This is a genomic window from Sphingomonas azotifigens NBRC 15497 (assembly GCF_002091475.1).
In the GTDB taxonomy this organism is placed as follows: Bacteria; Pseudomonadota; Alphaproteobacteria; order Sphingomonadales; family Sphingomonadaceae; genus Sphingomonas; species Sphingomonas azotifigens.
The window spans coordinates 53,823-67,409 of the sequence record NZ_BCTR01000010.1; the positions used below are offsets into that span (position 1 = coordinate 53,823).

The 13,587-nt window shown below is 67.1% G+C and carries 9 protein-coding genes; 4 read left to right on the forward strand and 5 right to left on the reverse strand.

Annotated features, from left to right (window positions below; translation table 11 throughout):
• Positions 1-76 precede the first annotated feature (76 nt).
• Positions 77-2,101: a 3-hydroxyacyl-CoA dehydrogenase NAD-binding domain-containing protein gene (locus SAZ01S_RS04900; RefSeq protein ID WP_084580627.1), complete on the reverse strand. Its 2,025-nt coding sequence runs from the start codon at positions 2,099-2,101 to the stop codon at positions 77-79.
• A gap of 217 nt (positions 2,102-2,318) precedes the next feature.
• Positions 2,319-3,542 (reverse strand): serine hydrolase domain-containing protein, encoded by a 1,224-nt coding sequence (locus SAZ01S_RS04905; protein ID WP_139809943.1) that lies wholly within the window; start codon positions 3,540-3,542, stop codon positions 2,319-2,321.
• A 144-nt stretch (positions 3,543-3,686) separates the two neighbouring features.
• On the opposite strand from SAZ01S_RS04905, the gene SAZ01S_RS04910 reads away from it, so the two are divergent.
• Complete coding sequence (locus SAZ01S_RS04910; RefSeq protein ID WP_084580631.1) at positions 3,687-5,450, forward strand: class I adenylate-forming enzyme family protein; 1,764 nt, start codon at positions 3,687-3,689, stop codon at positions 5,448-5,450.
• A gap of 74 nt (positions 5,451-5,524) precedes the next feature.
• Here the strand turns inward: SAZ01S_RS04910 and SAZ01S_RS04915 are convergent, their stop codons facing one another.
• Positions 5,525-6,325 carry a DeoR/GlpR family DNA-binding transcription regulator gene (locus SAZ01S_RS04915; RefSeq protein WP_084580633.1) on the reverse strand — a complete coding sequence of 267 codons (801 nt, stop codon included), beginning with the start codon at positions 6,323-6,325 and terminating at the stop codon, positions 5,525-5,527.
• A gap of 161 nt (positions 6,326-6,486) precedes the next feature.
• On the opposite strand from SAZ01S_RS04915, the gene SAZ01S_RS04920 reads away from it, so the two are divergent.
• Positions 6,487-9,201 carry a TonB-dependent receptor gene (locus tag SAZ01S_RS04920; protein ID WP_084580635.1) on the forward strand — a complete coding sequence of 905 codons (2,715 nt, stop codon included), beginning with the start codon at positions 6,487-6,489 and terminating at the stop codon, positions 9,199-9,201.
• 60 nt (positions 9,202-9,261) lie between these two features.
• Here SAZ01S_RS04920 and SAZ01S_RS04925 read toward each other — a convergent pair whose 3' ends face one another.
• Positions 9,262-10,083 carry a LytTR family DNA-binding domain-containing protein gene (locus tag SAZ01S_RS04925; protein WP_139809944.1) on the reverse strand — a complete coding sequence of 274 codons (822 nt, stop codon included), beginning with the start codon at positions 10,081-10,083 and terminating at the stop codon, positions 9,262-9,264.
• A gap of 137 nt (positions 10,084-10,220) precedes the next feature.
• Here SAZ01S_RS04925 and SAZ01S_RS04930 point away from each other — a divergent pair, with 137 nt between their 5' ends.
• Entirely contained in the window at positions 10,221-10,724 is a 504-nt protein-coding gene (locus SAZ01S_RS04930) for a DUF2306 domain-containing protein (RefSeq protein ID WP_167693074.1), read from the forward strand.
• Here SAZ01S_RS04930 and SAZ01S_RS04935 read toward each other — a convergent pair.
• Complete coding sequence (locus SAZ01S_RS04935) at positions 10,717-12,192, reverse strand: FGGY family carbohydrate kinase (protein WP_084580641.1); 1,476 nt, start codon at positions 12,190-12,192, stop codon at positions 10,717-10,719. The two genes, SAZ01S_RS04930 and SAZ01S_RS04935, sit on opposite strands and share 8 nt — an antisense overlap.
• Positions 12,193-12,368: 176 nt before the next feature.
• Here SAZ01S_RS04935 and SAZ01S_RS04940 point away from each other — a divergent pair, with 176 nt between their 5' ends.
• On the forward strand, positions 12,369-13,544 hold the full coding sequence (locus tag SAZ01S_RS04940) for an AI-2E family transporter (protein WP_245824614.1): 1,176 nt from the start codon (positions 12,369-12,371) through the stop codon (positions 13,542-13,544).
• The last annotated feature ends 43 nt before the right edge of the window (positions 13,545-13,587 follow it).

The following is a 13,587-nucleotide window of genomic DNA, read 5'->3' on the forward strand; positions in this document are numbered from 1 at the left end:
TTACCTCACTCACCCTCACCCTTCCGGCGCTTCGCGCCTCCCTCCCTCTCCCGCAGGCGGGAGAGGGAAGATCAGGTCACCGGTTGAACTTCTCGCCCTTTTCCGCCTTCTCGCGGAGCAGCGGGGCGACTTCGAAGCCATACTTCTCCAGGCCCTCGACGATCTTCTTCAGGCCCTCGGTATCCGCCCAGAACATCGGCCCGCCGCGGTACGGGGGCCAGCCATAGCCATAGACCCACACCACATCGATATCGCTCGCCCGCTGGGCCATGCCTTCCGCCAGGATCAGCGCGCCCTCGTTGACCATGGTGTAGAGCGTGCGGACGACGATCTCCTCCTCGGTGATCTCGTGGCTCGGCACATTGAGCTTGCCGCGCCATTCCTCGATCAGCTCGGCGACACGCGGGCTGTTCGAGGGCTGGCGCTTCTCGTCATAGTCGTAGAAGCCGGCGCCCTTCTTCTGGCCCCAGCGGCCTTCGGCGGCGAGCGCGTCGCGGATATTCTCGATGCGGTTGGGATCGCGATGCCAGCCGATGTCGACGCCGGCGAGGTCGGCCATCTGGAACGGCCCCATCGGCATGCCGAAGGCGACATGGACCTTGTCGATCTGCTCGGGCGTCGCGCCTTCGAGCAGCATCTTGGTCGCTTCCACCTGGCGCGGCATCAGCATGCGGTTGCCGATAAAGCCATAGCAGACGCCCGCGATCACCGCGACCTTCTTGATCTTCTTGCTGAGCGCCATGGCGGTCGCCAGCACATCGTCGGCGGTCTTGGCGCCGCGGACGATCTCGAGCAGCTTCATGACATTGGCCGGCGAGAAGAAGTGCAGCCCCACCACGTCCTGCGGGCGGCTGGTGCTGGCGGCGATCTCGTCGATGTTGAGATAGCTGGTGTTCGAGGCGAGGATCGCGCCCGGCTTGGCGATCTTGTCCAGCCGGCCGAACACGTCCTTCTTGACGTCCATGCTCTCATAGACGGCCTCGATGATCAGGTCGCACTCGGCGAGATCGTCGAAGTTGAGCGTGGGCTTGAGCAGCCCCATCGCCTTTTCGACCTGCTCGGCGGTCATCCGGCCCTTGGCGGCGGTGGCCTCATAGTTCTTGCGCATGACGCCGGTGCCGCGGTCGAGCGCGTCCTGCGCCATCTCGACGATGGTCACCGGCACGCCCGCCGACAGGAAGTTCATGCTGATCCCGCCGCCCATCGTGCCGGCACCGATCACGCCGACGCGCTTGATGTCGCGCAGCTGGATATCGTCGGCGATGCCGTCGATCTTGGCGGCCTTGCGCTCGGCGAAGAAGATGTGGCGGAGCGCCGCCGACTGCTGGCCCATGATCAGCTTCATGAAGCCGATCCGCTCGGCCTGGACGCCTTCGGCATAGGGCTTGCCGGCGGTCTGCTCGATGATGTCGATGATGGTGTTGGGGGCATCGAGCCCGCGAAAGCGCTTGGCGTTGGTCGCGCGGAACGTGGCGAAGGTCTCCGCATCGACGGTGACGGGACGCTCGCTGGAGCGCGAGACCGGCTTGCCGATCACTTCGTTCGCGAAGGCGACGGCATCGGCGAGCAGGCTGTCTTCACCCGCGAGGCGATCGACCAGGCCTGCGTCCTTGGCCTGGGTGGCCGAGATCGGGTCGCCCTTGGTCGCCATCTCCAGCGCGACTTCGACGCCCGCGACGCGCGGCATGCGCTGGGTGCCGCCGGCACCGGGAAGGATGCCCAGCTTCACTTCGGGCAGGCCGAACTTCGCCGAGGGCACCGCGATGCGATAGTGCGACGCCAGCGCCACCTCGCAGCCGCCGCCGAGCGCGGTGCCGTGGACGGCGGCGATCACCGGCTTGTCGAGCGCCTCGATCTGGTCGACCAGCACCGGCAGCGACGGCTCGGCCATTGCCTTGCCGAACTCGGTGATGTCGGCGCCCGCGAAGAAGGTCTTGCCGGCGCAGATGATGACAACCGCCTGGATGCTGTCGTCACCCTTGGCTTCCTCGATGCCGGCCTGCAGCCCCTGCCGCACCGCCGCGCCGAGCGCGTTCACCGGCGGATTGTCGGAGGTGAGGATCAGGACAGGGCCCTGACGGCTGGTGGTAATCACGGACATGGATGCGAACTCCTTGGTTCGGATTGCCGGCCTTGGGCCGGGAGGGAGATGAAGGGCAGGGGGTGCGGTGCAGGAAAAACGCCACCACCAGCCGTCATCCCCGCGAAGGCGGGGATCCATTGGCGCTGGTGGCGCGGTTCTTTCCCCAAGCGCACCGGCGAATGGATCCCCGCCTTTGCGGGGATGGCAATGGGGAGGGAGAGCAGGGCTTCCCCCATCACCGCGCCAGCGCCGAATAGATCAGCGTCTTCAGCTCGCGCCGGATCGGGTAGAGCATCGACGGCGAAAATTGCGTCATGAACACCATCGAGAGCCGCTCGATGGGATCGACGAAGAAGGCGGTTGAGAACATCCCGCCCCAGTAGAATTCCCCTACCGAGCCGGGGATCATCGTCTTGGCGACGTCCATGGTGATCGCGAAGCCCAGGCCGAAGCCTACCCCGGCATTGGTCGTCTCGTTGAACAGCCCGCGCGACAGGCTGGCGAGATCGCGGCCGCCGGGCAGGTGGTTGATCGTCATCAGCTGGACGGTCTTGGGCGAGACCAGCCGCACGCCGTCGAGTTCGCCGCGGTTCAGCAGCAGCGTGTTGAAGCGGTGATAGTCGAGCGCGGTCGAGACCAGCCCGCCGCCGCCCGAGAGCAGCCGGGGGAAGCGCGACCAGGCGGAGGCTTCGCCGCGATCGTACAGCACCCGGCCTTCACCTTCCTTCATCGTCCAGCAATCGGCGAGGCGGTGGACCTTGTCCTCCGGCACCCGGAAGAAGGTGTCGTGCATGCCGAGGGGGCCGAAGATCCGCTCGGCGAAGAACCGGTCAAGCGTCCTGCCCGAAAGCCGCTCGACCACCGCGCCCAGCACGTCGGTGGCGACCGAATAGGTCCAGGCCTCGCCCGGCGAGAATTCCAGCGGCAGCGTGCCGAGCGTCGCGACCAACTGGTCGAGCGTCAGGTTGCCGTGCCAGTTCTCGATCCGCCCGGCGCGATAGGCGGCGTCCACGGGCGTGCGCTCCTGGAAGCCATAGGTGAGGCCGGCGGTGTGGCGGAGCAGGTCGACCATCCGCATCGGCTGCGCTGTCGGCGTGGTAACGAAGGGCTCGCCATTGCCGCCACCGGCATAGACGCCGACGCCCTTCAGCTCGGGCAGGACATGGTGGACCGGCGTGTCGAGCGCGACCAAGCCCTCCTCCAGCAGCATCATGAAGGCGAGGCTGGTGATCGGCTTGGTCATCGAGGCGATGCGGAACAGCGTCGATTCGTCGACTGGCGCACCGCCTTCGCGCGCGGCACCCTGGTGCGAGAAGTGGACGATCCGCCCGTCGCGCGCGAGCAGCAGCTGGGCATGCGGCAGCTTGCCGGAATCGAGATAGCGCGTCTTCACGAAGGCATCGATCCGCGCCAGCCGGGCGGCATCGAATCCATGGGCGATCGGGTCGTCGACTTCCATGCTTGGCGGCATACCTCTCGTTCGAATCCGGTTCAATGCACCTTCTGGCGGGTGCCCGCTTTCTATTGCCTTGAGCGCGCAGCAAATCAACACTAACGTGGCAAACGGTTGGTCAACGAGCCAAACCCAAAGTTCGGAAAGTCGATGGAGAGCGCCGCCTTGACCCTTGAACCGATCGTGCCCTTGCCCCCCGACTGGCCCAAAGCCCCGCTCGCCGCGGTCGACGCGATGCTCACCGCGCCCGGCGCCAAGTTCGAAATGGACACCGTGGAAATCCGCGGGGTGCCGACGCGCGTGTGGAAGAACGCGCCGCCCACCGCCGCGATCCTCGCCCGGCTGGCGCGTCTGTGGGGCGACCGGCCGTTCACCATCTATCAGGACGAGCGGGTCAGCTACGAGGCCAATTACCGCGCGACCTGCCATCTCGCCTCTTGGATGCAGGCGCGGGGCGTGGGGAAGGGGGATCGGGTCGCGCTGGCGATGCGCAACCTGCCCGAATGGCCGACGATCTTCTTCGCTGCGGTGAGCATCGGCGCGATCCTGGTGCCGCTCAACGCGTGGTGGACCGGTGCCGAGCTCGACTATGGCATGCAGGACTCGGGCGCGAAGCTGTTGTTCGTCGACGGCGAACGCCACGCGCGGCTCCAGCATTGTTACGACAAGCTGCCCGACCTCGAACAGGTGGTGGTGAGCCGGGCCTGCGAACCGATAGAGGGCGATGCGGTTGCGCTCGAATCGATCGTCGGCCCCTGCAAGAGTTGGGCGGAACTCGCCGACATCGCGTTCCCGGACGTGGCAATCGCGCCCGACGACGACGTCACGCTCTTCTATACCAGCGGCACCACCGGCAATCCCAAGGGCGCGGTGGGCACCCATCGCAACCTGATGACCAACATCCTCACCGCCGGCTATTCGGTCGCGCGGTCGATGCTCCGCCGGGGCGAGGTGCCGCCGCCGGTGCCGGCCTACAAGGTCGGGCTGCTGGTGATCCCGCTGTTCCATGTCACCGCGTGCAGTGCCGGGCTGATGGCGCTGATCGCGGCGGGCGGCACGGTGGTGTTCATGCGCCGCTGGGAGCCGACCGAGGCGATGGCGATCATCCAGCGCGAGAAGGTCAACCAGACCGGCGGCGTGCCGACGATCGCCTGGCAGCTGCTCGAGCACCCCGAGCGGCACAAGTACGACCTGTCGAGCCTGGAGAGCATCTCCTATGGCGGCGCGCCCTCGGCGCCCGAGCTGGTCAAGCGCATCTTCCAGGAATTCGGCGCGCTGCCCGGCAATGGCTGGGGGATGACCGAGACGATGGCGACGGTGACCCACCACCTGGGCGAGGAATATCTCGCCCGGCCGACCAGCGCCGGGCCGCCGGTGCCGGTGGCCGAGCTCAAGATCATGGATGTCGAGGGTGCGCGCGAGCTGCCGGTCGGCGAGGTCGGCGAGCTGTGGGCCAAGGGGCCGATGATCGTGAAGGGTTATTGGAACAAGCCCGAAGCGACCGCCGAGACGTTCCGCGACGGCTGGGTGCGCACCGGCGACCTGGCGCGGCTGGACGAGGAGGGGTTTCTCTACATCGTGGATCGCGCCAAGGACATCATCATCCGTGGCGGCGAGAACATCTACTCCTCGGAAGTGGAGCACGTGCTCTACGCCCATCCCGCGGTGACCGACGCAGCGTTGATCGGCGTGCCCCACCGCACGCTCGGCGAGGAGCCGGTGGCAGTGGTCCACCTGGCGCCGGGCATGTCGACGAGCGAGGCGGAGCTGCAGGCCTTCGTCCGCGAGCGGATCGCGGCGTTCAAGGTGCCGGTGGCGATCCGTTTCTCGGCCGAGACGCTGCCCCGCAACGCCAATGGCAAGATCCTGAAGAAGGATCTCAAGGCGCTGTTCGTCGGCGAGCAGGCGGCGTGAGCTACGCTTGATCCTCCCCCGCTTCTTCTAGTCCCCCTCCCGCTTGCGGGAGGGGGAGGAGGCGTTGCACCCTTTTACACCAAGTGAATCACCGTGCCCGCCGCCGCAGCGGCCGCCGCAATCTCCTCCGGGGGCGCCTGGTCGGTCACCAGGTCGTCCACGTCGCCGAACTGCGCGACCTGGACGAAGCCCGACTGGTCGAACTTGGTCGCGTCGCACAGCACTGCCACACGTCGCGCCTGTGCCAGCAGGCTGCGCTTGAACGCTGCCTCGCCTGCATCGAAATCGAGGAAGCCGCGTGCCGGATCGACGGCACCCATCGACAGGACCGTCAGGTCCGGCGCGAACTGCCGACAATAGTCGATCGCCTCGCTGCCGAAGGACGCGTGGTAATCCGGATCGACCATCCCGCCGGCCATATAGAGCCGCTGGCCGGGATGGCCGAGCACCTGGGCGGCGACCTCCACGCTGTTGGTGATCACCGTCAGATCGCGAACATGGCCTAGTGCGCGGGCGAACCACAGGGTCGTCGTGCCCGAATCGAGCAGCAGCGTCATGCCCGGCTGCACCAGCGCCAGCGCGCGCTCGGCGATGCGCTGCTTGGCCTCGGCCTGGTCGCGCAGCCGCTGGCGATAGGGCGGCTCCAGCACGCCGCCGGGCAGGCACACGCCGCCATGGATCTTCTGCACGCGGCCGGCCTGCTCCAGCTGGCGCACGTCGCGGCGGATCGTCTCTTCCGACACGTCGAACCGCTCGGCGAGCTCGCCGATCGACCAGCGGTCGCGCTGCTCCAGCAGGTCGAGCAGCGTCGTGAGGCGCGCGCTTTGGTTGGCACGCCCCCCGGGGGCCCTGACCGGGATGTCCAGATTGTCCATTCCCGCACTCTATCAGCGTCGGCCTCTCCCGAGAACCCACAAGAGAACGTTCAAAACCACACAAATCAACACTAAATGTCACATGCGAGTCATGAACCCCACCTAGGCGCCGGCTGGGGGCAGCCAGGGCAGGCGCCGCCGCACACTAAAGGGAGGGCAACATGGCATTTTTCTACCGCACGGCGTTTGCCGCGCTGGCCGCCGGCGCGAGCTGCATCTCGATGGCCGCTGCGGCGCAGGAGGCGGCGCCGCAGGCTCACGACGACAGTGAAATCGTCGTGAACGGTTACATCGCCTCGCTCGCCAAGGCGCGGGAGCTGAAGCGCGATGCCAACATCATCAAGGACGTCATCGTCGCCGAGGACATGGCGAAGTTCCCGGAGCTCAACCTCGCCGAATCGATCCAGCGCCTGCCGGGCGTGGCGATCAACCGCGAAGCCGGCGAGGGCCGCCGCATCACCCTGCGCGGCCTCTCGCCCGATTACACCCGGGTGCAGCTGAACGGCATGGAAGTGCTGGGCAATGTCGACTCGGCGATGGATAGCCGCGGCCAGCGCTCGCGCGACCGCGCCTTCGACTTCAACATCTTCGCCTCCGAGCTGTTCTCGCGCGTCGAGGTGGAGAAGAGCTACCAGGCGTCGCAGTCCGAAGGCGGCATGGCCGGTACCGTCGGCCTGTTCACCGCGAAGCCGCTCGAGCAGAAGCAGGGGCTGACCGGCGCGATCGCCGCCAAGCTCGGCACCAACAGCTATACCAAGGACGCGCAGCCGCGCGTCGCCGCGATGATCAGCCAGAATTGGGGCGATCGCTTCGGCATCCTGCTCTCGGTCGCCTATTCCAAGCGCAAGACCGAGGAGCAGGGCTACAACACCTATTCACCGAGCCAGCTGAGCGCGAGCAAGATCGCGGGTTACCTCGCCAGCGGCCTCGACATTTCGGCGTTGTCGGCCGACCAGCAGGCCAAGTTCAAGTCGGGCGATCTGGTGTTCGCCTCGGGCAACCGCCTGTCGGTGTGGGACGCCAAGCAGGAGCGCCTCGGCCTGACGCTCGCCACCCAGTGGCGCCCGGCCGACAATCTGCTGTTCACCGTCGACGGGCTGCACGGGGAGTTCACCACGCACCGCGACGAGTATCACCTCGCGACGCGTCCGGACAACACCTCGGGCTCGGTGATCTTCGACACCGGTTCCAAGATCAACGCGATCCACTGGGACAGCAGCAACTTCGTCGATGCGATCAGCGTCGACAATGCCACCTATGCCAGCGAGCATCGCCGTTCCTACAACAAGAACAAGTTCAACCAGATCGCGCTGACCTACAAGTGGGATGCGACCGACCGCCTCAAGGTTGATGGCCATATCGGCTATGAGGACTCGTCCTACACCACGCCGATCGACGACAAGCTCTATCTGCGCGCGCGCGGCGGCATGACCACCACCTATTCGGCGGACGGAACCAGCGCGACCAACGACTATCGCTGGAACACCCTCGATGCCTCGAAGTACGAGTTCAAGGAGTTCTACTTCCGCGAATTCTGGAACAAGACCAACCTGCGCGAGGGCGTGGTCAACGGCGCCTATACGCTGACCGATATCTTCACGCTGCGCGGCGGCGCCAGCTATCGCCGGTTCAGCAACTCAGGCTCGGAAATCTACAATGACGGCCAGTTCCAGAAGTATGGCGGCGATCCGGCGGCGAGCATCGTCGACCCGTTCACCCAGAACAAGTCGGCCGACTGGCTGACCGGCAACTACGACCGGGCGTTCGCCAAGTACAACGCCCAGCACACCACCGTCGGCGCCTGGGACATCGAAAACACCTTCAAGGTGACCGAAGAGACCAAGTCGACCTACGGCCAGCTCGAATGGAATGCGGCGGTGGGCGGCATGCGGCTGCGCGGCAATTTCAGCCTGCGGGCGTTCTTCACCGACACCACGAGCACCGGCAACGTCACCCAGAGCGACCGGCCGATCGGCGTGGTCACCACCAGCGCGCACTATTCGGACGTGCTGCCGGCGCTCAACGCGGCGCTGGAGATCACGCCCAACTTCCTGATCCGCGTCGCCGCGGCGCGCAACATCAACCGGCCGTCGCTCGGCTCGATGAGCGCCTCGGGCACCGCCTCGGCGGACGGCACCAATCCGGCGACCCGTCGCATCGCCGCGAGCATCGGTAACCCCGATCTCAAGCCGTACAAGGACGATGCGTTCGACATCTCGGCGGAATGGTATTTCGGCCAAGTCGGCCTGATCTCGCTCGGCGTCTATCACAAGGACATCGACAACCTGATCGTCAGCGAGACCAAGTACAATGTGCGGTACAGCGATACCGGCCTGCCGCTCGATCTGCTGCCGAGCCTGACGCCCGACACGATCGTCGCCGAATATTCGAAGCCGGTGAACGGCGGCAAGGCGTACATCACGGGCTTCGAAGCCGCCGCCCAGGCGAACTTCACCTTCCTGCCGGCACCGTTCGACAAGTTCGGCATGTCGACCAACCTGACGCTGATCGACTCGAACATCCGCGACAAGAACGGCGTGAACAACCCGATCAACGGCCTGTCCAAGTCGAGCGCCAACGCGACGCTCTATTACGAGACCAAGCGCTGGGGCATCCGCGGATCGATGAACTATCGTTCGTCCTATCTGCGCTCGGGCTATGACGGCGTGAAGCCGGAGAGCAAGGACGGGTTCGACGGCACCGTCTATGTCGACGCGGCGGCGTTCTACAACCTGACCGACCGCATTCGCTTCACGCTCGATGCGATCAACCTCACCAACGAGACCGAGGTGCAGTTCAACAGCATCTACCACCGTCTCCACAACGAGACGCGCAGCGGCACCAGCGTGTTCGGCGGCGTCAGCATCAAGTTCTGAGCTTCCTCCCCCGAGGATCCAACTGGCCGGCCCGGGGTTCGCCCCCGGGCCGGCTTTTTTCTAGGCGCCGGCGCCGTCCAGCCAGCCCGCCGCGCGCAACGCCGGCACGGATGCGCGGGCGACCGGAACCTCGCGCCCGTCCGACAGACGCAGCTTCCAGTTGCGCTCCTGGCGGATTGCCGCCGTGACGGCCTCGCGGGCGACCCACCAGCCGCGATGGACGCGTTCGCCGCGACCTTCGAGCTGTGCCGCCGCATCGCGCATCCGCATCAGCAGCAGCGCGCTGCCATGCTCGGTATGGACGCGGACATAATGATCCTCGTTCTCGAGGCACAGGATCCGGCCGCGCAGATGCGCTGGCAGCAGTTCGACCAAGGCAGGCGTCGGGGCCGGCGTGGAGGCGGGTGTCGTCGTCCCGGGCGTCGCTTTCGCGATAGCGAGCGCCGGGGAGGGCGGGTCTGCGGGGGCGGGGGCAACGGCAGCGGGCGCGGTGCGGCGCTCGACCAGCAACTGCACGATCGTCACCGTCGCGCCGACGATCAGCGTCTGCAGATAGGCGCTGGCGATGGCTGCGCCGCTTACCGAGCGCCACGCGGCGCCGGCATGGGCGAACACGATCACCAGGCTCGTGGGGAAGGCGCCGAACGCGCACGCCGCAGCGATGGCGAGCCAGCGGGGTAGGCGGGTCTGCCGCGCCAGCGCGCCCCCGGCGGCGATGACCGGGCGGAAGAACAGGTAGCCGGTGACCAGGTACAGCGCCCAGTGCAGCAATCGCGATCCCAGCGGCACCGCGTAGGATCCGAAAGGCCCGAGCATCGCCAGTGCGATGATCAGCCCGCCCAGCACTACCAGTTCCGCGAACAGCCGGCGACGGGCGGTCACGCGGCGCACCCGTTCATGCTTCGCGAACGGGCTTCCGTCTCCGTGCCCGCACCCTTGGCGAAGCGGCCGCCGCCGCCCGCGAAACGGCGCTGGCCCGCCGGCGGCCGTGCGGCAGAAAGGGGGCTATGGAGGTACTGATGAACGAACTTGCACATCCCGGCGTCACGATTCCCTTGCGCGACCGGCTGATCGTCGCGCTGGGCGCACTCGCCGCCGGCGCGCTCCTGCTGGCCTTCGTCCATGGACTTGCAAGCGGCGCGGTGGCCCGGTCAAGCATGCACAGTCTGTGGCTGGCGTTGCATTTGGCGGCCGTGGTGCCGGCGCTGCCCCTCGGCGCCTATGTGCTCGCCCGTCGGAAGGGGGACGCGCTGCACCGCGCGCTCGGCAAGCTGTGGGCGGTGCTGATGCTGGTAACGGCGCTGTCCAGCTTCGGGCTGCGCGGCCTGACCGGCAATCTCAGCCCGATCCACCTGCTCTCGCTGCTGGTGCTGGTGATGATCCCGCGCGGCATCCATCTCGCCCGCCGCCACCGGATCGAGGCGCACCGCCGCGTCATGTCGCTGACCTATCTGGGGCTCGCCGTCGCGGCCTTGTTCACGCTGCTGCCGGGGCGGCTGCTCGGCACCTGGCTGTTCAGTTGACCACCGGCGTCGCCACCACGCGGGTGATCGCGTCGCGCCACCCGGCCAGCCGCACGGCACGTACCTCGGGCTCGATCTGCGGCTCGAAGGTACGGACGGTGCCGCGCATTGCCGCTGCGTCGTCCAGGCTGTCGAACAGACCGCAGCCCAGCCCCGCCAGCATCGCCGCGCCGAGCGCGGTCGTTTCCGCGAAATCGGGGCGGTCGACGGGCAGGGCGAGGATGTCGGCCAGATCCTGCGCGATCCAGTCGTTGGTGATCATGCCGCCGTCGACGCGCAGCCGCGCCCATTGCGCGCCGTCGGCGGCGAAGGCGGTCTCCAGGTCGTGACTTTGGTGCGCCATCGCCTCCAGCGCGGCGCGGACGATATGCGCCCGCCCTGCCGAGAAGCTGAGGCCGGAGATCGCCGCGCGCGCATCCGGCTGCCACCAGGGCGCGCCCAGCCCGGTGAGCGCCGGCACGCAATAGACGCCGCCATTGTCGGGCACGGATCGGGCGATCGCTTCGGTTTCCGGCGCGCTGGCGATCAGGCCGAGCGAATCGCGCAGCCACTGGACCAGGCTGCCGGCGACGAACACCGAGCCTTCCAGCGCATAGGTCCGCCGGCCGCCGAGCTGCCACAGCACGGTCGACAGCAGCCGATGGCGTGAGCGCGGCTGGAGCGTCCCGGCATTGGTCAGCACGAAGGCGCCGGTGCCATAGGTTGCCTTGGTGTCGCCGGGGGTGAAACAGGTCTGCCCGATCGTCGCGGCCTGCTGGTCGCCGGCAAGGCCGCAGATCGGGATCGAACCGCCGAACACCTGGGTCTCGCCGAAGCGGCCGGCGCAATCGACGATCTCGGGCAGCGCGTCGCGTGGCGCGTCGAATTGGTCGAGCAGGCCGTCGCTCCAGGCGCCGCTGCCCAGGCCCATCAGCAGCGTCCGCGAGGCATTGGTGGCATCGGTGACGTGCAGGCCGCCGGTCAGCTTCCACACCAGCCAGCTCTCCACCGTGCCGATCGCCAGCCGGTCGCCCGCCGCCTTCAACTGCGGCCAGTTGGTCATTGCCCAGGCGATCTTGGTGCCGGAGAAATAAGGGTCGAGCAGCAGCCCGGTGCGTGCCTGGATGCTCGGTTCCTCGCCGGCTTCGCGCAGTTGGAGGCATAGCGGCGCCGTGCGGCGATCCTGCCAGCCGATCGCCGGCGCCAGCGGTTCGCCGGTGATCTTGTCCCAGAACACCACCGTCTCGCGCTGGTTGGTGATGCCGATCGCGGCGATTCGGCGAGGGCCGCCGGCGAGCGTGACCATCGCCGCCGCGCAGGCATGGCTCAGCCGCCAGATCTCCTCGGCATCATGTTCGACGAGTCCCGGCGCGGGGTAATGTTGAGTCAGTTCTGCAGATCGGCTTGCAACGCATTGGCCCGATGGCGTGAAGAGCATCGCTCGGGTCGAGGTGGTGCCCTCGTCGATCACCAGAAGCAATTCGGCCATGCAATTGAGGCTAGCTGGCAACAGATGTCGCCGCAATTGCGCCGTGTTAGGGCCCTGCATTGCCGCGACACCTCCGCGTCTCTACACTGTACCAGAAGGGGATTTTTGGCGTGGATCAGCGTACGGGCATGATGGGCGGGGAACAGGGTACGGCGGGAGCGGTTCCCGACCCCCTGATGGCCGCGGATCTGCCCGAAGGCTGGGAGGGCGAGCCGATCGTCCCCGGCCAGCGCCGGGACCGGCTGATGGCCGCCCTGGTGCTGATCGCCGGCATGGGGCTGGTGCTGGCGCTGCCCTTTGCCCTGCAGGCGGGCGCGCGCTTCTTCCTGCCGGTCACCGCATCGCTGGTGATCGCGATCGCGCTGGTGCCGCTGCTCGAATGGCTGGAGCGGCACCGCCTGCCGGCGCCGATCGCCGCCTTTATCTGCGTGCTCTTGTTCCTCACCGCCGCCAACGTGGCGCTCGCCTCGATCGTGGTGCCGGCATGGCAGTGGATCCGCCGGCTGCCGGAGAGCATTCCCAAGATCCAGCACAATCTCGAGCCGCTGATCCGCTTCTATTCGAACCTCGAGCGGTTCGTGAACAAGACGCTGAACAACTTCGCCTCGACGCCGGTGCGCCAGCCGATCGCCCAGCCGGCGCAGCCGCCGACGTCGCTGATGGACCTGTTCACCACCTCGGCCCCGTCGGCGCTGATCGAGATGTTCTTTGCGATCCTCGTCATCTACTTCTTCCTGTCGGGCTGGACCCGGCTGCGCCGCCGCGCGATCACCAGCCGCTCGAGCTTCGGCGGGGCGATGGCGACGGCGCGGGTGATCCAGGATGTGGTCGACGATACCTCGGCCTATCTGGGCACGATCACGCTGATCAACGTTACGCTGGGGCTGATCGTCGCGGGCGCCTTGTGGCTGATGGGGATGCCGACGCCGCTGATGTGGGGCGGCCTCGTCGCGTTGCTCAACTACATCCCGTACATCGGTCCGGTGATCGCCGCCTTGCTGCTCGCGGTGGGCGGGCTGATGTCCTATGCCGATATCGGCACGGCGATGGTGCCGCCCGCGATCATGATCGCGGCGCATCTGGTCGAAGCGAATGTCGTGACCCCGCTGATCGTCGGCCACCGGCTGACCATCAACCCGATCATGATTCTTATCTCGCTGAGCTTCTGGGGCTGGGTGTGGGGCACCACCGGCGCACTGCTGGCGGTGCCGCTGCTGATCATCATCCAGACCGTGCTCAACGCCGCCGGCAAGCCCGATATCGCCGGATTCCTGTTCGAACAGGGCACGCTGGTGCGCGATCCTTCGGACATTCGTTCGCGTCGGCGCGCGAACCTCGATCAATCCGGTTGACAGCCCGAAAACACGCGGCTAGGTGCCGCCTCCTCGCTTGGCT

Excerpts from the sequence above, each read along its gene's own strand:
- SAZ01S_RS04900 (WP_084580627.1), bottom strand. The coding sequence starts at position 2,101 with ATGTCCGTGATTACCACCAGCCGTCAGGGCCCTGTCCTGATCCTCACC.
- SAZ01S_RS04905 (WP_139809943.1), bottom strand. The coding sequence starts at position 3,542 with ATGGAAGTCGACGACCCGATCGCCCATGGATTCGATGCCGCCCGGCTG.
- SAZ01S_RS04910 (WP_084580631.1), top strand. The coding sequence starts at position 3,687 with ATGGAGAGCGCCGCCTTGACCCTTGAACCGATCGTGCCCTTGCCCCCC.
- SAZ01S_RS04915 (WP_084580633.1), bottom strand. The coding sequence starts at position 6,325 with ATGGACAATCTGGACATCCCGGTCAGGGCCCCCGGGGGGCGTGCCAAC.
- SAZ01S_RS04920 (WP_084580635.1), top strand. The coding sequence starts at position 6,487 with ATGGCATTTTTCTACCGCACGGCGTTTGCCGCGCTGGCCGCCGGCGCG.
- SAZ01S_RS04930 (WP_167693074.1), top strand. The coding sequence starts at position 10,221 with ATGAACGAACTTGCACATCCCGGCGTCACGATTCCCTTGCGCGACCGG.
- SAZ01S_RS04935 (WP_084580641.1), bottom strand. The coding sequence starts at position 12,192 with ATGGCCGAATTGCTTCTGGTGATCGACGAGGGCACCACCTCGACCCGA.
- SAZ01S_RS04940 (WP_245824614.1), top strand. The coding sequence starts at position 12,369 with ATGGCCGCGGATCTGCCCGAAGGCTGGGAGGGCGAGCCGATCGTCCCC.